The sequence below is a fragment of the Gelidibacter gilvus genome, from assembly GCF_004115975.1.
Classification (GTDB): domain Bacteria; phylum Bacteroidota; class Bacteroidia; order Flavobacteriales; family Flavobacteriaceae; genus Gelidibacter; species Gelidibacter gilvus.
On record NZ_SDDZ01000003.1, the window covers coordinates 299,004 to 320,759 of the forward strand.

19 protein-coding genes are annotated in these 21,756 nt (G+C 37.3%); 8 read left to right on the top strand and 11 right to left on the bottom strand.

What is annotated here, in order from left to right; genetic code table 11:
* The 3 genes from def to mazG all read left to right on the top strand — a co-directional run bounded on the left by def (nucleotide 1) and on the right by mazG (nucleotide 2,255).
* Nucleotides 1-591 (top strand): peptide deformylase, encoded by a 591-nt coding sequence (def, locus tag ESZ48_RS07725; protein WP_129016757.1) that lies wholly within the window; start codon nucleotides 1-3, stop codon nucleotides 589-591.
* A 68-nt stretch (nucleotides 592-659) separates the two neighbouring features.
* Nucleotides 660-1,202: a DUF5606 family protein gene (locus ESZ48_RS07730; RefSeq protein WP_129016758.1), complete on the top strand. Its 543-nt coding sequence runs from the start codon at nucleotides 660-662 to the stop codon at nucleotides 1,200-1,202.
* Between the two features lie 276 nt (nucleotides 1,203-1,478).
* Nucleotides 1,479-2,255 (top strand): nucleoside triphosphate pyrophosphohydrolase, encoded by a 777-nt coding sequence (gene mazG / locus ESZ48_RS07735; protein WP_129016759.1) that lies wholly within the window; start codon nucleotides 1,479-1,481, stop codon nucleotides 2,253-2,255.
* A 364-nt stretch (nucleotides 2,256-2,619) separates the two neighbouring features.
* On the opposite strand, the gene ESZ48_RS07740 is transcribed toward mazG, so the two are convergent.
* From ESZ48_RS07740 to ESZ48_RS07785, 10 genes are all read right to left on the bottom strand, one after another.
* Nucleotides 2,620-4,707, bottom strand: a complete 2,088-nt coding sequence (locus ESZ48_RS07740) for a DUF349 domain-containing protein (protein WP_129016760.1) — start codon at nucleotides 4,705-4,707, stop codon at nucleotides 2,620-2,622.
* A gap of 96 nt (nucleotides 4,708-4,803) precedes the next feature.
* Nucleotides 4,804-5,538 (bottom strand): shikimate dehydrogenase family protein, encoded by a 735-nt coding sequence (locus ESZ48_RS07745; RefSeq protein WP_129016761.1) that lies wholly within the window; start codon nucleotides 5,536-5,538, stop codon nucleotides 4,804-4,806.
* Nucleotides 5,531-6,550 (bottom strand): DUF368 domain-containing protein, encoded by a 1,020-nt coding sequence (locus ESZ48_RS07750; RefSeq protein ID WP_129016762.1) that lies wholly within the window; start codon nucleotides 6,548-6,550, stop codon nucleotides 5,531-5,533. The genes ESZ48_RS07745 and ESZ48_RS07750 overlap by 8 nt, the downstream gene beginning before the upstream one ends.
* Entirely contained in the window at nucleotides 6,551-7,561 is a 1,011-nt protein-coding gene (locus tag ESZ48_RS07755; RefSeq protein ID WP_129016763.1) for a DUF368 domain-containing protein, read from the bottom strand. It lies immediately after the preceding gene.
* Between the two features lie 39 nt (nucleotides 7,562-7,600).
* Nucleotides 7,601-8,956, bottom strand: a complete 1,356-nt coding sequence (locus tag ESZ48_RS07760; protein WP_394345723.1) for a tetratricopeptide repeat protein — start codon at nucleotides 8,954-8,956, stop codon at nucleotides 7,601-7,603.
* A gap of 226 nt (nucleotides 8,957-9,182) precedes the next feature.
* Nucleotides 9,183-10,364 carry an aspartate aminotransferase family protein gene (locus ESZ48_RS07765; protein WP_129016765.1) on the bottom strand — a complete coding sequence of 394 codons (1,182 nt, stop codon included), beginning with the start codon at nucleotides 10,362-10,364 and terminating at the stop codon, nucleotides 9,183-9,185.
* Nucleotide 10,365: 1 nt separating this feature from the next.
* Nucleotides 10,366-12,174, bottom strand: a complete 1,809-nt coding sequence (locus tag ESZ48_RS07770; protein WP_223266390.1) for an OstA-like protein — start codon at nucleotides 12,172-12,174, stop codon at nucleotides 10,366-10,368.
* 200 nt (nucleotides 12,175-12,374) lie between these two features.
* The gene (locus ESZ48_RS07775; RefSeq protein ID WP_129016766.1) at nucleotides 12,375-13,646 is read right to left on the bottom strand and encodes an adenylosuccinate synthase; all 1,272 of its coding nucleotides are present in this window, start codon (nucleotides 13,644-13,646) and stop codon (nucleotides 12,375-12,377) included.
* Between the two features lie 2 nt (nucleotides 13,647-13,648).
* Nucleotides 13,649-14,110, bottom strand: coding sequence for a Fur family transcriptional regulator (locus ESZ48_RS07780; RefSeq protein WP_129016767.1), 462 nt, complete (start codon nucleotides 14,108-14,110; stop codon nucleotides 13,649-13,651).
* Nucleotides 14,111-14,147: 37 nt separating this feature from the next.
* Nucleotides 14,148-16,352, bottom strand: a complete 2,205-nt coding sequence (locus tag ESZ48_RS07785) for a RelA/SpoT family protein (protein WP_129016768.1) — start codon at nucleotides 16,350-16,352, stop codon at nucleotides 14,148-14,150.
* Nucleotides 16,353-16,800: 448 nt separating this feature from the next.
* Here ESZ48_RS07785 and ESZ48_RS19770 point away from each other — a divergent pair, with 448 nt between their 5' ends.
* The 4 genes from ESZ48_RS19770 (at nucleotide 16,801) to ESZ48_RS07805 (ending at nucleotide 19,882) form a co-directional block, all read left to right on the top strand.
* Complete coding sequence (locus ESZ48_RS19770) at nucleotides 16,801-16,908, top strand: BspA family leucine-rich repeat surface protein (protein WP_129016905.1); 108 nt, start codon at nucleotides 16,801-16,803, stop codon at nucleotides 16,906-16,908.
* Nucleotides 16,909-16,999: 91 nt separating this feature from the next.
* The gene (locus ESZ48_RS07795; RefSeq protein ID WP_129016769.1) at nucleotides 17,000-17,596 is read left to right on the top strand and encodes a hypothetical protein; all 597 of its coding nucleotides are present in this window, start codon (nucleotides 17,000-17,002) and stop codon (nucleotides 17,594-17,596) included.
* A 243-nt stretch (nucleotides 17,597-17,839) separates the two neighbouring features.
* Nucleotides 17,840-19,102, top strand: coding sequence for a putative DNA modification/repair radical SAM protein (locus ESZ48_RS07800; RefSeq protein ID WP_129016770.1), 1,263 nt, complete (start codon nucleotides 17,840-17,842; stop codon nucleotides 19,100-19,102).
* Nucleotides 19,103-19,882, top strand: coding sequence for a TIGR03915 family putative DNA repair protein (locus ESZ48_RS07805; RefSeq protein ID WP_129016771.1), 780 nt, complete (start codon nucleotides 19,103-19,105; stop codon nucleotides 19,880-19,882).
* Between the two features lie 61 nt (nucleotides 19,883-19,943).
* On the opposite strand, the gene ESZ48_RS07810 is transcribed toward ESZ48_RS07805, so the two are convergent.
* A complete protein-coding gene (locus tag ESZ48_RS07810; RefSeq protein WP_129016772.1) occupies nucleotides 19,944-20,393 on the bottom strand; it encodes a hypothetical protein in 450 nt (149 codons plus the stop codon).
* Between the two features lie 252 nt (nucleotides 20,394-20,645).
* Between ESZ48_RS07810 and ESZ48_RS07815 the strand changes: the two genes are divergently transcribed.
* Nucleotides 20,646-21,620 (top strand): hypothetical protein, encoded by a 975-nt coding sequence (locus tag ESZ48_RS07815; protein WP_129016773.1) that lies wholly within the window; start codon nucleotides 20,646-20,648, stop codon nucleotides 21,618-21,620.
* The last annotated feature ends 136 nt before the right edge of the window (nucleotides 21,621-21,756 follow it).

Sequence of the window (21,756 nt, forward strand, 5' to 3'; positions counted from 1 at the left end):
ATGATTTTACCCGTTATTGCCTATGGCGATCCTGTTCTGAGAAAGGAATGTGAACCCATTTCTGAAGAGTATCCTAATCTCAAGGAACTTATTGCAAATATGTACGACACCATGTATGACGCGTTTGGTGTGGGATTGGCTGCGCCACAAGTTGGGCTACCAATTCGTTTATTTGTAATAGATACGACTCCTTTTGCTGATGATGAAGATTTGACAAAAGATGAGCAAGTGCAATTATCGGATTTTAAACGTATCTTCATCAATGCTAAAGTTCTTGAGGAAACTGGTGACGAATGGGCTTTTAATGAAGGCTGTTTGAGTATTCCAGATGTTCGAGAAGATGTATTCAGAAAGCCAAAGATCAAAATCCAATATCAGGATGAAGATTTTAAAACCCATGTTGAGGAATTCGAAGGGTTGGTTGCCAGAGTTATTCAGCACGAATATGACCATATAGATGGCATCTTATTTACCGATAAGCTATCCACCTTAAAAAAGCGTCTTATTAAAAGCAGATTGATTAATATTTCAAAAGGGAACATTAGCGTCGATTACAAGATGCGTTTTCCATCCATGAAAAAGAAACGTTAATTTTATAATATCATAAAGGCAAAAGTATATATTTGTCAACTTCAAAATATAAAAAGCATATAAAGAGTATGAGTTTAGACAAGATTTTATCCATTTCAGGGAAACCGGGGCTATACAAAATTGTAACCCAAACACGTAGCGGTTTTGTTGCAGAATCGTTGCTTGACAATAAGCGTATAACGGTTAATATTCATAGTAATGTGAGTGTTTTAAGTGAAATTGCGATGTACACACTTACTGAAGAAGTTCCATTGCGTGAGGTTTTGAAAAAGGTGCGTGATAAAGAAGACGGCAAACAAACGTCTGTCAGTCATAAGGATTCTAAAGATAAACTCGAAGAGTATTTCTTTGAAGTGTTGCCTGATTATGATGAAGACCGTGTATATCCAAGTGACATCAAAAAAGTGATCCAATGGTATAATGCCTTGCAAAAGAATGATCTATTATCTGCTTTAGATCAAGAAGAGGAAGATAAGTCCTCTGCAGCCAAAGTGGAAGAAGCGCATTCTAAAACATCTGCTAATCCTGCAGCTGTAAGAAACGTAGCTCCAAAAGCATCCTCCTCCAAAAAAGGTGGTTCTACAAAAAACACAAGTGCTAGAAAAACCTAGTAGGAATTAAGATATCAGTATTAAGTATAATTACTTGCTACTTTATTTAATATACCCACAATGTCATTTGAATATTGTGGGTATTTTTTTTGGATAGAACTTGGTGCGAAATTCTTAAAACTTCTAGCAACGTTTTTTAATGATGAACTTTCTTAATACCCTTACTGCCGGCAGGTTGGGACTGTATACTTAGTTCGATCTTTAAGATTCTACACAATAACTGCAATTACCTTTTTCAATTTTGTAATTTTGAATTTCTGATGAAAAATAATCTTTATGACACGTAGACAAGAACAATTACAAGCCTTTGACCGACTTTTAACTATTATGGATGAATTGCGTGAGCAATGCCCGTGGGATAAAAAACAGACCATGGAAACGCTCAGGCACTTGACTATTGAAGAGGTCTATGAGTTAGGTGATGCCATTTTAGAAAAGGATTTGGAGGAGGTCAAGAAAGAGTTGGGCGATGTGTTATTGCACATCGTATTCTATTCGCGCATTGGCAGTGAAACCAATAGTTTTGATATTGCAGATGTGTGTCATAGTATCTGTGATAAGCTGATTGAACGTCATCCACATATTTATGGTGATGTGAAAGTTGAAAATGAAGAAGATGTCAAACGCAATTGGGAGCAGATTAAATTGAAAGAGAAAGGTAAAATCAGCGTGTTACAAGGTGTGCCAAAAAGTTTACCAGCTATGGTAAAGGCTAACCGCATTCAGGATAAAGTTGCAGGTGTAGGATTTGACTGGGAACATCCAGAGCAGGTTTATGAAAAAGTAGAGGAGGAGCTCAACGAATTGAAAATTGAAGTTGCCAATGGAAATACCGATAACATGGAAAGTGAACTCGGCGATGTTTTGTTCTCCATTATTAATTATGCAAGGTTTTTAAAAATAAATCCAGAAAATGCACTGGAACGTACAAATAAAAAATTCATCAAAAGATTTCAATATTTGGAAGCTAAGTCCCGAGAAATCAACAAGTCTTTATCGGAAATGTCCTTATCAGAGATGGATGTTTTTTGGGAGGAAGCAAAAAAAGTATAATCTTTTTTCAATCTCGTAATCCAAATACGGCACTACGACGTATATATATTATATTGAAACTTATCTTAATAGTTTCATAATCATAAGTAGGTAATCTTAATTATATTTTAAGCGGTATTAGTTAAGATTAAAAATTTAGTTTAGTTAGGGGTCAAAATCCTACCTGTTTTCACAGGTAGGATTTGATTTTTAGACTAGTTTGGTTTTTTTGGAAACCCCAAATCTTAAAATACACACACACACACACATTAATTTTTAATCGTAGATCTAATCAATAGGTTGAACAAGCCGATAAGTCATTAAAAAAGTCCAACCTTTCAAATCGAAAAATCGGACTTTTAATAACTATGAAATAATGCGGTAGTTAATACAACTCTTTCAACTTTTTAAATTTCTCCTCCCAAACCGCTAAGTTTTCTTTGTGATTTTCAATGTTTTTCAACACGTCCTTCACTAAAGGATTACTCTCATCTATGTTTGAGAAAAATTGTAGGTTGTTTTCAAGTTGGTTGAGTTCACCTCTAACTTCATCAATTTTTTTACGGATAAAATGGTGCTCATTGTCCAAAAGCCTGGTGTCATCTGGTTGTGACAGACTCTCTAATTTGTTTTCAAACTTGATCATCTCAACTTCAGATTTATCCAATTTTAAATTATTGAATAAGGCATCTACCGATTTATTGAATTTTCCTTCAATAAAACGCTTGTTCTGAGGTACCTGACCTAAGGCATTCCACTCTTCAGTTTTTTGTTTGATGGTCTCTAAATCTTGTTCTGCAACGCCACTTAGTTTTAAGTCTTTCAACTCATCAAGTAGTTTTGTTTTGCTCTCAAAAGCATCCAATTGCTCTTTATCGGCAGCATTACGCTCGGCATTGACCTTATCAAAATAATGGTTACAGGCCGCTTTAAAACGCTTCCAGATTTTATCACTGTCTTTTCTTGGCACATGGCCAATATGTTTCCAATCATTTTGGATTTTCTTCATCAGTGGCGTGACGGTTTCAAAGTCATCATTGTCTTTGTTGTCCTCGGCAATCTTGATCAAGTCCAGTTTTTTCTGTAAGTTGATGTACTGGTCTTTCTTTAAGCTTTTATAAAACGTATTTTTCTTTTTATTGAATGTTCTTACGGCACCTTTAAATTTTGCCCAAGTGGCCTCATTCATTTTGATGGGAACTTTGCCTGCGTTGAAAAATTCCGTGCGCAAGCCTTCAATTACCTTAATCTTATTTTGCCACGCTTGATGAGAACTTACGTCGTCTTTGGCCACTTCTTCAATCTTGGCAATGATTGCCTGCTTTTTCTCAAGATTGGCTTCATGAGCCTTATCTACATCGGCGTAATAAGCTTGGCGTTTGTCGTGAATAGTTTTGGTGGCGTTACTAAAACGCTCCCAAATAGCTTCTCTGTGTTCTTTGTCAACAGGTCCTAAATCTTCTTTCCACATTTTGTGAAGTACCTGCAGTTCTCTAAACGCTCTGTTTGAATTGTCATCCTTTGCCAATTCTTCAGCACGATCGATAATTTTTAATTTTTGATCCAAATTGTGCTTGAAATCCATATCGCGCAAATCGCGATTAAGATGTAAGAAGTCATAGAAAATCTCCACATGATGGTGGTAGGTATTCCAGGCATTATTGTATTTGTCTCTTGGTATTGGACCCGCAGTACGCCATTCCTCTTGTAAATCCTTAAAGTGTTTGTACGTGGTATTGATGTTTTCTTCAACATTCAAAAGACCTTTTATGTCTTCAATAATACGTAATCTTTTTTCTAAGTTCGATTTAAGATTCGTCTCTAAAGTTTTGTAATAAGCATTGAGATTGGTCCTATAATCGTTATAAATCGAATTGAATCGTTTTTTAAGCGGACTGGAGTAAAAGAAATCAATCTCGTTACCACCTTCACTTAAAAAATCTTCTTTCTTTTCCTCAAGAATTTCTGAGAACTTCGAGTTGAATTCAGTTTTGATCTCTTCAACGGGAGATTTTATGGTCTGAACTTTTTTGTTTTTCAGTAAACTTTCAAATTCATCCGCCAATTGTTCCATTGACATCGAATGGTAATCTTTGTCCTCTAAATTGTGGCGTTCAACATTGCTGTCATCTTCTGCATCTTCAGCGTTGGACTCTTCAATCTCTTCCACGTAGGTATCTTTCTTTTTAACTGGAGCCTCATCTGAGATTGATTTTTCAATTTCGGATTCAGGTCCAGATGAAATAGGAGTATCCACTACACCTTCAGTTTCAGGTGTATCGGGAGTTGTTTCTTCAGAACTGTTGGCATCGTCTACGGAAGCTGATGTTTCAGCAATTTCTGTCGCTTCTGCCGCCGTGCTCTCTTCGTTTGGAGCGTTTAGGTCTTCAGTAACTCTTTCTTCCTGGGTGATGGCCTCTTTTTTTAAAATATCGTTTCCATCTGCATCTTGCAGGTTATCTTTCTCTGACATTGTCATAATGATTAAATTTCGTGCTATTGTACGGAAGTAAATATACTAACAACCCCTTAGACTACAAAAGAGAATGCCAATTTTAGGAGATTTTGCCTATTTGGTCCAAATATCCCAGGCTTTTTCCGCTTGATATTCCAACATCTTGGAGCCGTTGCACACAGTTGCGCCTTGTATTTCTCCACACATCAAGAACTTGGTTAAAATTGGGTTATAAATCAAATCGAAAAGTAAATGCTCCTTCGTAATGCCATCATAGGGAATATCCGGACATTCATTCACGTTCGGATACGTGCCAATAGGCGTACAGTTGATTATAACTTGATGATTCTTGATGTTTTCCTCCGTTAGGTTAGCATATAAAAACTCAGCATTAGAATCGGCATTTCTGGACACATAATCAAAACTGAGATTGAGTTTTTTTAACGCATAAGCAATGGCTTTTGAAGCGCCTCCAGTGCCCAAGATTAATGCATGGGTATGATGTGGTTTCAGGAGCGGTTTGATGGATTTCATAAATCCGTAGTAATCCGTGTTGAATCCTTTTATTTTTCCAGAAGGATAAAATTTAATGGTGTTCACAGCTCCAATTTCTGCGGCTGTTTTATGGAGGCCATCCAAATAGGGGATTACCTGTTCTTTGTAAGGAATTGTAACGTTAAGGCCTACAATATCATCGTTCTCTTTTAAGATTTCAGGAAACCGAGAAATATTTTCGATATCAAAATTCACATATGAATACGGCAGTTCTTCATTGTCAAACTTAGCCGAAAAGTGGTCTTTTGAAAATGAATAGGCAATATTTTTACCAACGAGTCCGAATTTAGACATTTACTTTTCTTGTTTTTTTTCCATACCATTCCAATCCTAAAACAATGGCAATTCCAACGACAATATATACAATTGCCAAATAGGTTTCACTATGTAGATCAGGAATAAATCGTTCATAATTTAAAACAACTTTCTTACCCGTTGAGTCATAGATGAATCCGCCATTATCCGCCATTCTATAAATCGTTTTTTTCCAAGGCCAAACCACTCCCAAAGAGCCAACAATAAAACCGATAATTGAGGCGATGGTTATACTTTTATAGTGTTTGAGAATATAGCTTAACATGTGTGAAAAGGTCACCAATCCGACAACTGAGCCCAAAGTAAAAACGACCAACACCTTGAGCATTCTAATTCTCTCAGGATTCTTGAACACACTAAAATCACCTACAATAATCTCATAGAAAGTATCGGAAAGTGCGTTGACGGAATCGACAAGTAGTAAGACGTAATTTCCGAGTAGAATCAGGATAAAAGATCCCGAAAACCCGGGTAAGGTCATGCCCGAAACACTAATGATACCGCAGAAAAACACAAAGAATAGATTGTCGTTTTCTTTGGCAGGATCCAAAAAACTTATGGCAATGCCCAATGTAATACCGATGACAAGAGAAAGTATGGTTTGGTAATTCCAGTCGTTAAAATCTTTGTTGATATAGTAAATGGAACCGATGATCATGCCAAAGAACAAACTCCAGACATACAATTCAGAATGGACCAGAAAATAATCCAGAAGTTTTGAGACGCTGAAATAGCTTACCACCATTCCCAAAAAAAGAAGGCCCAAAAAGCGTCCATTTATATAATGAAAGAAGCTTTTATACCTCCCGTTGAATAAGAGCTTAAATGCGGTTTTATTTACTTTTTGTAAAGAATAGATAAACTCCTCATAAAATCCTGCCACAAAGGCAACAACACCTCCCGAAACACCAGGGACTTTATTGGCAGCACCCATGGCCAAGCCCTTAATAACCAGAAAAAGTCTATCTTTAAAGGTTCTAGTGCTTTGCATTTATCGAGTTTTGGAGCCTATTTTTTCTAGGATGAAAATCGTTAAAAATCCAACGATCATAAGTCCTGCGGCCAACGCTATTTGCGGGTCGATAGTGTTATTGATTTCAGAATAGTGAAATGGCGAAACACTTTTTTCTGAGACCATTTTGAAAGTGTCAAAGTCGTTGATCTGTCTCTGATAGACTTCAATGGTGCCATAATCGGTGATTTGAGAAACCGGGACTGTCTGCCCCATCGACTTTTCCAAGACAGTCAAAGTCTCTTTCCAAGGCCATATTTTGTTTAAGGAACCGAAAATAAATCCGGTCAGCACCGCTAAAGTAGTGTTTTTGTAGTGATTGAATAACCATTTAAGAACGCGACTAAAACTTAAAAGCCCGATTAGCGCTCCAATTGCGAAAATAGCAATTCGTTTAAAATCGAAATCGTGTAGGGCATCACTTAAAGTTTTATAAGCTCCCAAAATAACCAAGATAAAAGAACCTGAAATTCCAGGTAAAATCATGGCACAGATGGCGATCGCTCCCGCAAAAAACAAGAACAGAGCACTGTCATTATTGGCCATTAAAGGCAAGGTAGTGATGTAATACGCTGCCAAGGTTCCTAGAATGAGTGCGACAATGGTGCCCAAATTCCAAGTTTTAATCTGTTTTCCTACAAAGAAGATGCTGGCTACGATGAGTCCAAAAAAGAAGGACCAAATAAGCACAGGATGTTGCTCAATCAGATATTTGGCAAGTCGCATAAAAGAGACAAAGCTAATGAGGATGCCTGTGAGCAAGGCTACTAAGAAATTCCCGTTGAGCTGTTTCCAAAATGCAGAGAAACCATTCTTTCTAAGCGTGGTCAATAAGCTTAAATTAACGCCACTAATGGTGGTTATCAATTCTTCATAAATACCGGAAATAAAGGCTATGGTACCGCCTGAGACTCCTGGAACAGCATCTGCTGCTCCCATTGCTACTCCTTTAAGTGAAATGAATAGGTAATCTGAAAAGCGTCTTTGCATCTTTAATTTTACATATAGGAAACGTAAAGATATATAATTTTACTTGGAGGTTTTTTTGGAATTTGAAATAATATTGAGCACCATTTGATGATTTGCAATCAGAGGGAACAATTCCTCTAATATAAACGAGAAATCCGGATTGAGTAGCCATCCGTTTTTGAGGTGGTATTGCGCTTTTTCATTTTCCAAAAGTGTGAAATAGATTCCTGCCAATCGGTATTCAATCTCTGCGGTTTCGGGATAGAACTCTGCAGCCTGAATAAGGTTGAGTGCAGACGCTTCATATTCCCCTAGTTTAATGAGAACATCAGTCCTTGCAAGCCAAGTGTCCAATTCATAATTGCCGAGATCCAAGGTTTTTTTGTAACCACGTTCTGCTTCTTCAATAAAATTCAAACGATGATTAATTTGCGCGTAGAGTTTCCAATATTTGACATTATCGTCATCAATATTAATGGCTTTGTTGATATAATAAAGCGCTTTATGGTAGTCTTTCTTTTTGTTGTAAAATCTGGTAATGGCAATCCAACCCTTGTCCAACAATGGATCTTCATGAACAGTTTTGTAGTAGTACTGAACGGCTAAATCATCAGAGTCCAGTTTTTCGTAGCAATTTCCAATCCTAAGTAGGGCAAAGGAAGTTGGTTCATCAAGCGCTAAGGTCATGTTGTAATTTTCTATGGCCTCGTCGTATTTTTTCATCTTTTCCAAGACTTTTCCTTTTTCAAGATAGGCACCAATAAAAGTGTCGTCAGAAATAATGGCGAATTCGAATGCTGCTAGAGCCTTTTTATACTCTTTTAAAGTGGAATATTGTTTTCCCAATTGATGCCAAGCCACTTCACAATATGGATTCTTATCCAAATAGCGGTTTAGGAAATCGATGGCCTCTTCGTGCAGATCTAAAAATTCGAAACAATAAATGATATTATAGAGCGCGGAATAATCTTCCATATCCAACTCCAAACATTTGATGAAATAGGTTTTGGCATTTTCAAATTGATCCATAAACAGATATTCCATGCCAATCAGAGCGTGTAAATCTGCTTCGTCTTCATCTGTATCTATTAACTTTAATGCGATTTTTAAGGTATCGATAGCTTTTTGGTGTTCATCACGTTTCGATAAAACACTTGCTTTTTGAATATAGATTTCCTCGTTGGAAGGCTCCAAAATATGGAGTGCATCCAAAAGTTTTTCTGCTTGTGGCAGTTTGTCTTCCAGGATATAAATTTCGACTTGAAAAAGTCTTAGGGTTATTGATGACGGATGCTGTTCCAATCCTAATTTGACAGCTTTCTTTGCGAGTGCAATTCGGCCATTCTCAAAATAGAATTGAATGATATTTTCAAACTCACTTGAATCAAAAAACAAGACATCGTTTGTTTTTAACATAGATTCAAATTTGGTCAGAGAATAATTATCGTCGTCGTCATGTTGACTAAACTCCATAAGCACTTTGTATTGTTCGTTCAAATAAATGTAACGCTATCCTCAGAGAAAAGGGATTTTTAAGGCGAATGTTTTCAACAAATTAGTTAACATTGCCAACGTGACATCATCATTAGTTTGGGTTGTTTGTTGGTTAACAGTAAGTTATGATGCCTGCAAACATAAACAATTATAATGAAATTTCATCCAATATTGAGATGATTACCTGACAACCCTCAATGATTTCAGCGTTTGTAATCGTTAAAGGGGGTGTTAAGCGAATCGCTTTCGGTTCAAAAAGCAGCCAAAACAGAATTAAACCTCTGTTTTGCGCCTTCAAAATCAGTTGATTTGCAATATCCGCAGAGGGTGTTATCGCAGCCAACATTAATCCGCGGCCTCTAATTTCAGTTATCAATGGATGCACCAAATGCTTTCTGAAAAGTTGCTCTTTTTCAAGGGCTTTTGCCATTAAATTGCTTTCCGTAATTTCTTTTACCGTTGCCAAAGCAGCAGCGGCAATAACCGGATGGCCACCAAAAGTTGTGATATGTCCTAATTTGGGACGGTCCTGCAAAGTGTGCATCATGGCTTTTGATGATGTAAACGCACCAATTGGCATACCACCACCAAGACCTTTTCCTGTGACTAAAATGTCAGGGATACAATTGTAATGTTCAAAGCCAAATAGTTTTCCAGTACGTCCAATGCCTGGTTGTATTTCGTCCAAGATCAGCAAGGCGCCCACCTCGTCGCACCGGGTCCTCACTTTGGTCAAATAGTTGTCTTTCGGTTCAATAAAACCTGCGCCACCTTGAATGGTCTCTAAGATTACAGCGGCTGTTTTTGGGGTAATCTGATTTAGGTCTTCTTTATTATTAAAAGTGATAAAATCCACGTCTGGGATTAAAGGTCTGAAGGCTTGTTTGCGTTCTTCGTAACCCATCACGCTCATAGAACCCATGGTATTGCCGTGGTAAGCATGATGCGCCGCAATAATTTGACTTCTCCCAGTGGCTCGTCGTGCCAATTTTAGAGCGCCTTCAATAGCCTCAGTTCCAGAATTGACGAGGTAGGTGCAATCTAAGGATTTTGGTAAATGTTGCGCCAATAACTTTGCGAGTTCTACCGCTGGTTGTTGAATATATTCGCCATACACCATAACGTGCATGTATTTGTCCAATTGATCTTTGATGGCTTTGACCACTTTTGGATGCCGATGTCCTAAACTGCAAGCCGAAACGCCTGCAACAAAATCAAGATAGGCTTTGTTATTGGTGTCGTAAACATAACAACCTTCAGCATGTGAAACTTCCATGGCTAAAGGATGTGGTGTTGTCTGGGCTTGGTACTCTAAAAAATCGCTCGTCATTTTAATTGTCTTTTTTCCTGGGTTTTTGTAAGGTGTTTACTTTTGATGAATCTGCTTTTTTAATAACTTCCTTAGGAATGGTGCGAGATGCTTTCTGTTCGTCATCTTTTTGGGCGTCCTTTGGTTTTGCATCTTCCACGCGTTGTAATAAAGCGTCATCAAAGAATTCTTCCTGGGGGATATAATCGTCTAAACCTTTAATTACAGGTAAGACTAAAGGTGGATCGTCTTTAAATAGATCCTCGACGCTTTTTGGTCGTTCTTCTTCACGCCAATCAAAACCTCGCAACTTTCTTGCATTTTCTGGAAATTGCGATTCTGGCCAAATATCGCCATCTACTTGATCAATCAAAGTGATGATTTTAAATTCGTCTTCAATTTTAAGATTGATTTTCCCGGACTTTGATTTATTGATCCCGATTAAATCCTGATTGTCATCTCTTGAATAGTTGATCACTTCGGCATTTTTTATGATATCCACGTTATAAAGGTCGTTGTCCTTAAATAACCCGATCAGCCGCTGTCCCTTTATTTGATTATATCCGGCATCAAGCGTGTCCTTACTGATCAAAAAAGCGTTTTCAAAAACCAAAAGCGAATCCAATTGCTCGGTTTTGGGATTTGAAATAAGATGAATGGTATCTCCAGTCATCTGATTGCCTAAATTCCATAGAATGGGTCTGCGTTTAACAGTAAAGGCCTCAGTAGAGGAGAAGCGTGCCAAATTAATAAGTTGTGTCAATCCAGACTTATGATCGGCGTGAATGGAATCTGCTTTTCCACTTAAATCACTTTTGAATATTTTGGCATTGTAATAGGCTCTCGTGATGCGATGTTCTGGTTTTCCCGTCACCATTAAAATGTCACTATGCATGTAAATGGAATCTTTTTCCTGAACGGTAATGGCTAAGGCACGTTTGGTAATAAAAACGGAATCTTTGGCACGCCATATTTCGGCATAGTGTCCGCGCGCCACGCTGTTGTTGATGGTATCCGTGACTGTGATGTTGTTGGTGGCAGAGGCAAAACTAATTTTTCTGTCAAAATACATGCTATCGCCTTCAAAAACACGATTCTCATAATCAATCTTTGAGTTTTTGACGAAATAGCCTGTGTCATTATTGGTGTCATAAAAACCACGTTCGGCATAAATGGTATTGGATTCGCCAACAATTGTAGTGGGACCATAAAGATAGGCATGGCCTGTTTCTGTATAAAAGTCGAGATGCTCTGTGTTTAACGTGTATTGTGGATTGACCAAAACAACATCCTGTACGAATTGATATTTTTTGCTATCCATGTAATAGCGACCAATCTGGCTGGTAATGGTGCCTGAAGTGTCTCGAACAACTTTCCCTTTGGTTTGATAGAATGCTTGTTGTTTGATTCGGTCAAAATGCAGCTTGTCTGTAGTCAAAACCGATTGCGGTTCTGTCAGTACTACATCGCCACTAGCATATGCCAATTGGGTTTTTCCACTATATTCCGAATACTTGGCACTCATGGTAATGGTGTCTCCTTGTTTCATGACGACATTGCTGTAGGCTTCAATAAAATCTTCCTTCTCGTAATATACAGCTTGGTCACACCACAGATTGATACCTTCATGGGTGAAGTGGACTTGTTGGGTGTTATCTCTTGTGAAAACGGAAACGCCGGGACCTCGAAGGCTGTCAGAATCGACAAAGCCTGAATACTCAACACGGATTTTTTTGAGTTTTTCAGTTTGTGATACGGCCGAAAAACTTAAGACTAAGAATAAAACAGTAAAGATGTGTAATGCTCTCAATGTGTGACAAATGATTTTCAAAAGTAACTGTTTATTTTAAGCATTATTTTGCGTTAACATAAATTTAGGCACGTGAATGTTACGAATAAGTCATTTTAAGGCACGAATTTCAAGAATGTGCTGGTCTAGATATGACAGGCTTTTAACTGGTTCAAGAACGTGTTGATTCGTGAAAATTAGAGATACCTGCCCGAAAGTACGGGCAGGTATGTGTCTAAAACTTATCGTATAATTGTCTGTTTTCTGTCTGGTCCAACAGAAACGATGGTAATCGGGATTTCAAGTTCTTTTTCTAAAAACTCAATATATTCCAACAATGCCTGTGGCATGTCGGCAGCATCTGTCATTCCAGTCAAATCTTCGTTCCAACCCTTAAAGTCAGTATAGATTGGAGTGACATTTTCCGCTTCAATATTGTATGGAAAATGGTGAATAATGTCACCTTTGTAATTATAGGCGGTACATACTTTTAGGGTTTCAAATCCTGATAGCACATCACCTTTCATCATAATCAATTTAGTTACCCCATTCACTTGGCAAGCATAACGTAAGGCGACAAGGTCTAACCAGCCACAACGACGTGAACGCCCGGTGGTGGCACCAAACTCATTGCCCACACGACCCATGGTCTCGCCAATTTCATCAAATAATTCGGTTGGGAAAGGTCCTGAACCTACCCTGGTTGTATAGGCCTTAAAAATACCAAAGACCTCACCAATTTGGTTTGGTGGAATGCCTAATCCTGTGCATGCACCGGCGGCGGTTGTGTTGGAAGAGGTTACAAATGGATAGGTGCCAAAATCGATGTCCAATAATGAACCCTGTGCGCCTTCAGCTAAAATTGTTTTCCCTTCCTTTTGGGCTTGGTGTAAGTATTCTTCAGAATCTATAAAAGTCAAACTTTTCAATACTTCGATGGATTTGAAAAATTCTTGCTCCATTTCCTGTAAGTTGTATTGTACATCCACATTGTAAAATGCAATCATGGCTTGATGCTTATCGGCCAAAGCACGATATTTATCTTTCCAGTCAGTCAATTCGAGGTCGCCAACGCGCATTCCGTTTCTACCGGTTTTATCCATGTAGGTAGGACCAATGCCTTTAAGTGTAGAACCAATTTTGGCCTTGCCTTTGGAGGCTTCACTTGCAGCATCAAGCAAACGGTGTGTTGGTAAAATAATATGCGCCTTACGTGAAATCAACAAAGATTTTCTATAGTCCACATTCTGCTCTTCCAATTTGTCCAACTCTTTGTTGAAAATAACCGGATCAATCACAACGCCGTTGCCTACTAAATTGACAGTATCTTCATGAAATATTCCTGATGGAATGGTATGCAGTACGTGCTTTTTGCCGTTGAAAACCAAAGTGTGCCCAGCATTTGGGCCTCCTTGAAAGCGCGCAATAATATTGTATTTTGAGGTGAGTACGTCGACAATTTTTCCTTTGCCTTCGTCACCCCATTGTAATCCTAGTAGTAAGTCTACTGCCATTTTTAAGATTCTTTAGGTGGTTCGTTTTTTGTTCCGTAAAAGTATAGTGAGTGGTTGGTGATGGAGATATCAAAAACCTCTTCAATCGTTTTTTTGATGGACTGGATTCTCGGATCGCAAAACTCGTAAACTTCTCCAGTGTCCGTTAAGATGACATGATCATGTTGCTTATCAAAATAGGACTTTTCATAGTGTGCCTGATTTTGACCAAACTGATGCTTGCGTACCAAAGCGCATTCCAATAGCAATTCGATGGTGTTATAAAGTGTGGCACGGCTCACGCGATAATTTTTATTTTTCATTTTGATATAGAGCGATTCTATGTCAAAATGTTCTTCATTATCATAAATTTCTTGTAGTATGGCATAGCGTTCAGGTGTTTTTCTGTGCCCTTTGCCTTCCAGAAATGTGGTGAACACATTTTTAACTATTTCTTGGTTGCTATGTTTTGTATTTTGACTCATAATTCATGCCGAAACTTCGGGGGCAAATTTACACCTTTTAAACTCTTATAACCTTATCAATCCCGTTAATTTTTTTTAGATTCTCCATGAGCTTTTTAAGCATTGTATTATTCTTTACAATCACATTGATTTTGCCCGAAAAAACACCGTCATCACTTTGAAAACTAATACTTTTCATATTAACGTGCATATTGGAAGAAATGACTTTAGTGATGTTATTTACCAAGCCTAAATTGTCAATTCCAGACAAGGTTATTTGTGCTGCAAATTCCTGTTGGGAAGAGTCAATCCATTTGGCCTGCATGATTCTGTAAGCGTAGTTGGATTGAAGACTCAACGCATTTGGACAGTTCTTTTTATGGACTTTGATTCCTTCATTAATCGTCAGGAATCCGAAGACATCATCTCCAGGGATTGGATTACAGCAGGCCGAAAGTTTATAATCTAGTTTTTCTTCTTCCTTACCAAAGACCAAGCTATCGTATTTGGCAGTGATTTCATCTTTATCAATGTTTTGAATCACCGTTGGTTTACGGATCTTGCTTTTGATATAGCTCATAATGACACCGCTCCTCGAAGAAGCGAAGTCTTTAAGCATAGGATTATCAATGGAGCCAATGCCCACTCTGTAAAATAAATCCAAACTGGTTTTCAGTTTGAAGAAGACCACCATTTCATTGATGGATTTTTCATCTAGAGTAATCTTGAGTTGCTTTAATTTTCGTCTTAAAATTTCCTTGCCCTCAACCGCAGCTTCTTTCTTTTCATCCTTTAATGAGGATTTGATCTTGCTCCTAGCTCTGGCCGTAGTGGCATAATCCAGCCAGTTGCTGTTCGGTTTTATGTTTTCTGAAGTCAGTATTTCTACTTGGTCGCCACTTTGCAACTCATGACTTAGCGGCACCAATTTCCCATTGACTTTGGCACCTCTTGTTTTCATGCCAATTTCGGTATGGATGCTAAACGCAAAATCAAGTGGCGTTGCCCCTTTAGGCAAAGATTTTAAATCGCCTTTTGGAGAAAACACATAAATTTCTTTGGAATATAAATTAAGTTTAAACTGTTCTACAAAATCGACTGCATTGGTTTCATTGCTTTCCAAAGCTTCCTGAAGCTTATCAATCCAAGTGTCCAAAGCATCTTCAGCATGGCCTTCTTTATATTTGTAGTGTGCTGCGTATCCTTTTTCGGCAATCTCATTCATGCGCTCACTCCTTATCTGCACTTCTACCCAACGACCTTTTGGACCCATCACCGTGATGTGTAAAGCTTCGTATCCTGTGGATTTAGGCGAAGAAATCCAATCCCGCAATCGGATAGGGTTCGGAATAAAATGATCGGTTACGATGGAATAGATTTTCCAAGCGAGAAACTTTTCATTGGCAAAATCGGATTTATAAATGATCCTTACCGCAAATTTATCATAGACTTCATCAAAAGAAACACCTTGTTTGAGCATTTTTCTTCGGATGGAATAAATGGATTTTGGACGCCCTTTAATATCATAAGTCAAGCCTTCCTTATCCAAAGAATCTTCAATCACTTTAGTAAACGCTTTGATATAGGCATCTTGCTCTTCCTTGCTTTCTTTGATTTTATTGTGAATCTCATGATAAACTTCAGGCTCGGTATATTTTAGGCCTAAATCTTCAAGATCACTTTTGATATTATAAAGTCCAATCCGGTGTGCCAGCGGTGCATAGATGTATAAGGTCTCCGATGCAATTTTTTCCTGTTTGTCTGAACGCATGGAATCCATGGTCTGCATATTGTGGAGTCGGTCTGCAATTTTGATAATGATTACCCGTACATCATCGTTGAGCGTCAACAACATTTTTCTGAAGTTTTCTGCTTGTGTTGAAACATCGGCTTCTTTGCTCAACGACGAGATTTTGGTCAGTCCGTCCACAATTCGCGCTACGGTTTTTCCGAATTTTTCTTCTATATCAGCGAGGGTATAATCTGGATTATCCTCAACAACATCATGTAATAGCGCCGCTGCAATACACGTGGCATCAAGTCCAATTTCCTGAGCTACAATTTTCGCCACTGCAATGGGGTGAAAGATATAAGCTTCGCCTGATTTTCGGCGTTGATTTTTATGAGCATCGACAGCCACATCAAAAGCTTGCCTTATCAATTTTTTGTCAGCAACGGTAAGCGTTTGGTAACTTACTTTAAGCAACTGTTTGTAGGCTTTTGCAATAGCAGCATTTTCCTTTTCTATATCAACTTCTGTCATAAACTAAATGTAATACAAAGAAAAGAAATGAGCAATGTTTTTTAAGGGGAAATTGTCCGAATTTTCTATGAATAGTTTGAAAAATGATAGGATAAGTAGTGTGATATGAAAACTTATTGTTTTTTGAATTAATGCGATTATTAATGATTGGCAAACAATCCAATACTATAGCTTTTTCAGTGCATTATGACCGCATCTATAGAAAGTGAAAGCCATTTCTTAAGAATTTCATAATTTTTTTTATGAATTATGTTAACATTCGAAATTCTTTTGGCACTATACCATAGGTAATGGTCTGAATGTATTAAAATTCATTGAGCTGTTTATAATGATTTTAAGGCTGAAGCAACCATTCAAGAGATGGTTCCGAGCTTTGGGTCTGTAAAAGGAGAAATTAAGCCATTGATATTCTCATTTAGTGTGAAGTGAGGTTGTTAGTGGTTGAGCAATAAAAAACTTTAAAAAATGTCGTGGTAATTGGAATACTGCTGCGGTTACAAATATGACTTATATATTTAATCGTGCCTATGTATTCAATCAATTCTGTAATAGATGAATCAGGCAAAACAGCCACCTTAAAATTTGTTAAAAATACTTAAGCGGCATAGAACAGCCCGTACTATTATCAATCTTTAAAATAAATAGTCATGAAAAATCGTGTACACCTACTTCTTATTACCATTGCCATAGTTTTTATTTCTTGCAAAGAAGATAAGGATTTGAAAGAAACCAGTTCCGAAAATTCCACTGAAATAATAGCGTCACATCAATCTAAAGAAAAACCGACCAATGCAACAAATTTTAAAACCTACTCAGGCGAAGAATTAAATAATTGGCTTCCTGCTAAGATTTTAGAATACGTTAAAGAACCTTCGAGTTTAGAATTTGGAAGTGAGGAATTGCATCAAGTCACCGCAAATTATCAATATAAAGGAGGATATGACAAATACATTACCCTGGAAATTACTAATGGTCAGAGTCCTCAGGATTTAAGAATCAAGAACAGTATTATCCAAAGAATTGAAATGAATTTTGCTGAAGATTCAGAAAGCGGATACACTAAAATCCACAAGAGAAACAATATAGACGTATTTGAAATGCAAGGAAACTACAATAATTCATCCACTCTGCAATATGTCTATGAAGATCGTTTTTATGTGAGACTTGATGGGAGTAATGTCAAGGCAGATGAACTATGGAGCTTTGCAGACCAACTTAATTTTAAAACATTAACTCAGGAATAAGCTTGTAAAAATAATTAATAGTTAAGCGATTCAAATTAATTCTGAATAAAAGCCAAGTAAGCTTAAAAAAGTATTTAAAAAAATCAGCACAAGGTGATATTAAGATTTTTTAAGTATCGAATAATGGCCAGTATAGGAATAAATATATAGGGTTTTAAGTTAGATTTTGAGGGTTTAAGGACAATGAATAACGTCAAAAAAAACTAATTTTGATGTCAATTCTAACAGTCCCAAATCTCATATATGTCCTTCGAAAGAACACAAGAAAAATTAAAAATCTTAGCAGATGCCGCCAAATATGATGTTTCCTGTTCTTCAAGTGGAAGTAATCGGAAAAACCACAATAAAGGAATTGGGGATGCAACGGGTATGGGTATTTGCCATTCCTATACTGAAGATGGGCGTTGTGTGTCTTTATTGAAAATTTTGCTGACCAATCATTGTATTTTTGATTGTGCCTATTGTGTGACCCGCAAAAGTAATGATATTAAAAGGGCGGCTTTTAAGGTTCAGGAAGTCGTGGATTTAACCATCAATTTTTATCGTCGAAATTATATTGAGGGTTTGTTTTTAAGTTCTGGTATTTTTAAAAGTGCGGATTATACTATGGAACGCCTAGTTGCGGTGGCAAAAAAATTGCGATTGGAAGAGAATTTCAACGGTTATATCCATCTGAAATCTATTCCTGGAGCTTCTGATGAATTGATGAAAGAGGCTGGATTATATGCTGATCGGTTGAGTGTTAATATTGAAATACCCACAAAAGAGGGATTGAAGTTGTTGGCACCAGAAAAAAACCGAGAAGACTTTTTGAAGCCGATGCGAAAAGTTCAGAATGAAATCATACAATATCAAGCAGAAAAGAAAATTATCAAGAGTACTCCCAAATATGCACCTGCTGGTCAAAGTACGCAAATGATCATTGGCGCCAGTGGTGAAAGTGATCAGCAAATCATGTGGACTTCAAATTATTTTTATAAGAAGTTCGATTTAAAGCGCGTTTACTATTCGGGTTACATTCCAATCAGTTATGATTCACGATTGCCACAACTTGGGACAGACGTTCCCATGTTACGTGAAAACAGATTGTATCAAACCGATTGGCTCATGCGGTTTTATGGCTTTGAAGTCCATGAAATTTTAAATAATGAACATCAAAATCTCGATTTGGATGTGGACCCGAAATTAGGTTGGGCCTTAAGAAATTTGGAACACTTTCCTATAGATGTGAATAAAGCAGACAAGATGATGCTCGCCCGAATTCCTGGATTAGGGATGAAATCTGCTCATAAAATAGTGCAAGCTCGACAGTTTAGAAAATTGAATTGGGAGCATCTTAAGCGTATGGGAGTTGCTTTAAACAGAGCCAAATACTTTTTAGTTTGTGATTCCAGAGATTTTGAAAGACGAGATTTGACAGGGCCTCAACTGAAATCGATTATTTTACAAAATAGTACAAGTAAATATCAAAATATTTTAAGTCCACAATTGAACCTATTTGAATAAATGTTGATTTTAGAAGAGCATACCCTTGTTTATGATAGCACTTTTGATGGATTTCTGACCTGCGTCTTTCAGGTGTACGAATCGAAATTAAAGCAGGTTTCTTTTCAAAGAAAAAATCAGGTACAAGAGTCTTTGTTTGGGATAAATACAGAAATCATTACGGATTTAGAAAAGGCCGATCGGGTGTGGAAGGGCATCAGAAGTCACTCGACAGCAAGAGGAAGTTTACGATTGTATTATGCTTTTTTGAGTGAGCAAGCTCAAATAGAATCCCTATTGTTAACTTATATTCAGCAGGCGTTCAAAAGCAGGATCCCACTTGATTCAGATTTTGGGAACGAAATGGTTCTTAAAATTTCGCAAATCGCGAAAAGTGTGGGAAGGGAGAAGCATAGGATGGAAGCTTTTGTCCGGTTTAAGCTGACTAAGGATGATATCTATTTCGCGAACATAGAACCTGATTTTGATGTTTTGCCTTTGATTTCAAAACATTTTAAAAGCCGCTATGCCGACCAGAAATGGATTATTTATGATTTGAAACGTCAGTATGGATTGTATTATGATTTAGAGAAGGTAGAAATGATGAACTTGACTTTGCCGGAAAACTTTGATCCTACCCAAACTGCGAGTGAGTATTTCACGCCTTCGGAAATGGAATTTCAAACCCTATGGCAGAATTATTTTCAATCTACCAATATAGTAGCAAGAAAGAACATCAAACTTCATATTCAACACGTCCCCAAAAGATATTGGAAATATCTTAGTGAAAAAACCACCTAAATATTTTCAAGTGAATATTTTGTAAACTTCCTGTTGGTTTCTGAATTCTAAACCCTTGCATTTAATTTTTAGGTCTTGGTCGATGCCGCGGAATCGGTACCCGTATCCATTCCTTTTCAGCTTTGGGCTTGGTCTCTTCTTTAACAGCTTTTACCGGGGCATTAAGTTTCTTTAGATTTTGCTTTTTTTGATATGCCACAAAAGGTTTTGAAGTCAGTGGATAATCATACTTAAGACGATGTATAAAAATGTCCAATGGCTTGGTGGGCTTGTATGCATTCTCTGCTATGGCGACTTGCAAAAGCGTCCAATCAGGATTTTTATCTTCTGGATCTGGTTTCAACCGATTGAGATTATCAATGTATTTTCTGTAGTATTTTTTAAAGAACAGAAAGTTAAGGTTGTTCAGTTTATTATAAAACTGGTCTATATCGGTAGGTGTGATGTTAGCCTGGGTTTCTGGACTCGCAAGCTTCGTTCTAAATTCTGAAATTATGGTGTGAAAGCTCATGTGTTTTTGAAATTTGTTTCGTTTAAAAAAAAGGAGTTTTGAAGAGTGAAGTGCTCCTCATATCAGTTCCGTTTTTATTTAATGTAAAATTAATCAATCCTTCAAAACTTACCATTTTTATCTTGCATATAGTTTTTCAAATTTTTGCTTCTGCTTTACTTTTTACAGAATTTCATCCGAAAATCTATTATAGAAACGATAGTTTATGGCTAACTTTGCCAGACTTTAAAAATCTTAATTTTCCGACTATTTATGTCCCAAATGCTTTATAATCCTTTTCAGGATTTGATTTTCGACGAACATTTCTGCTTTCTTTCTGGAGTCTTGACCAATGAGAAAATGACCGTTTTCCCTGAGTGGCTGATGGCTCATTTTAAATTTGGTGATGAAAGAGTAGAGATGATGGATAAAGCCAAGTCTTATCATTATGAAGATCTTGTCTTGCCATGTTCGCCAGAAGTAAAATTAGCTTTTGACGACCTAGACCTAAAAATTCAATCGGCTTATGAAAAAGGATATGAAGGAATGGCCACCCTTGATCAAGAATTGCTTTTTCAATGGACTGGCAGAATGGTCTATGGCCTTTTATATTATGAAATGTGTTATGAAAGAGATGTGTTGCTAAAGAAAGGTGAGGAGTTCCAATTATCGCCGTTGCTCAGAAAGCGGTTCAGCGAATTTCATCTCATGCTCCAATCTATAATAGAACCGATCACTTTCATTGGAAAAAAACCATGGAGTATTGTCGTCTTTCCACTTAAATATTCTGCCGATATTTTCAGCTATCGCGATGATACTATTAATTTAATGTTTTCTTTTGGAGTAGATGGTTTCGGATTCATTGCATGCCTACAAGATAATGGGGTCATCAAGGAGAATCAAAAAGAAGTTCTTGAAAAGATGAAAGATCACGTTTTACATCCGGTTCAGTTTGAAGAGTTGTACGCGAGGTTTCATTACACAGATTATATCTTACAATATGCACCTCAATACAAAATTGAAAATGGAGATGATGGCATTACGATAGAAATTGACGAAACGGCAAAACCCCCGAAATTTGGGTTTTGGGATGAAGATGTCTATGCCCAATTGCTCTCCAATTACTGGCAGGTTTACGGGATTGAAAAAGATCATATCCTTCCGCCTCAAAGACCTCGATTGAGTTTTCTTGAAAACCCATATACCCAGGATTTTGTTGATCCAGAATCTATCAGCTTACCGTATTAATGGTTCACTGAATAAAGCAAAACATTAGGCTATTGATCATCTAATTACTTCAGAGGAAATAGAATCAGACCGTGTTAAATTCCTGTTGATGGAATACTACAACTATTTCGAAGAATATAAGATTCGTTGCTCAGCA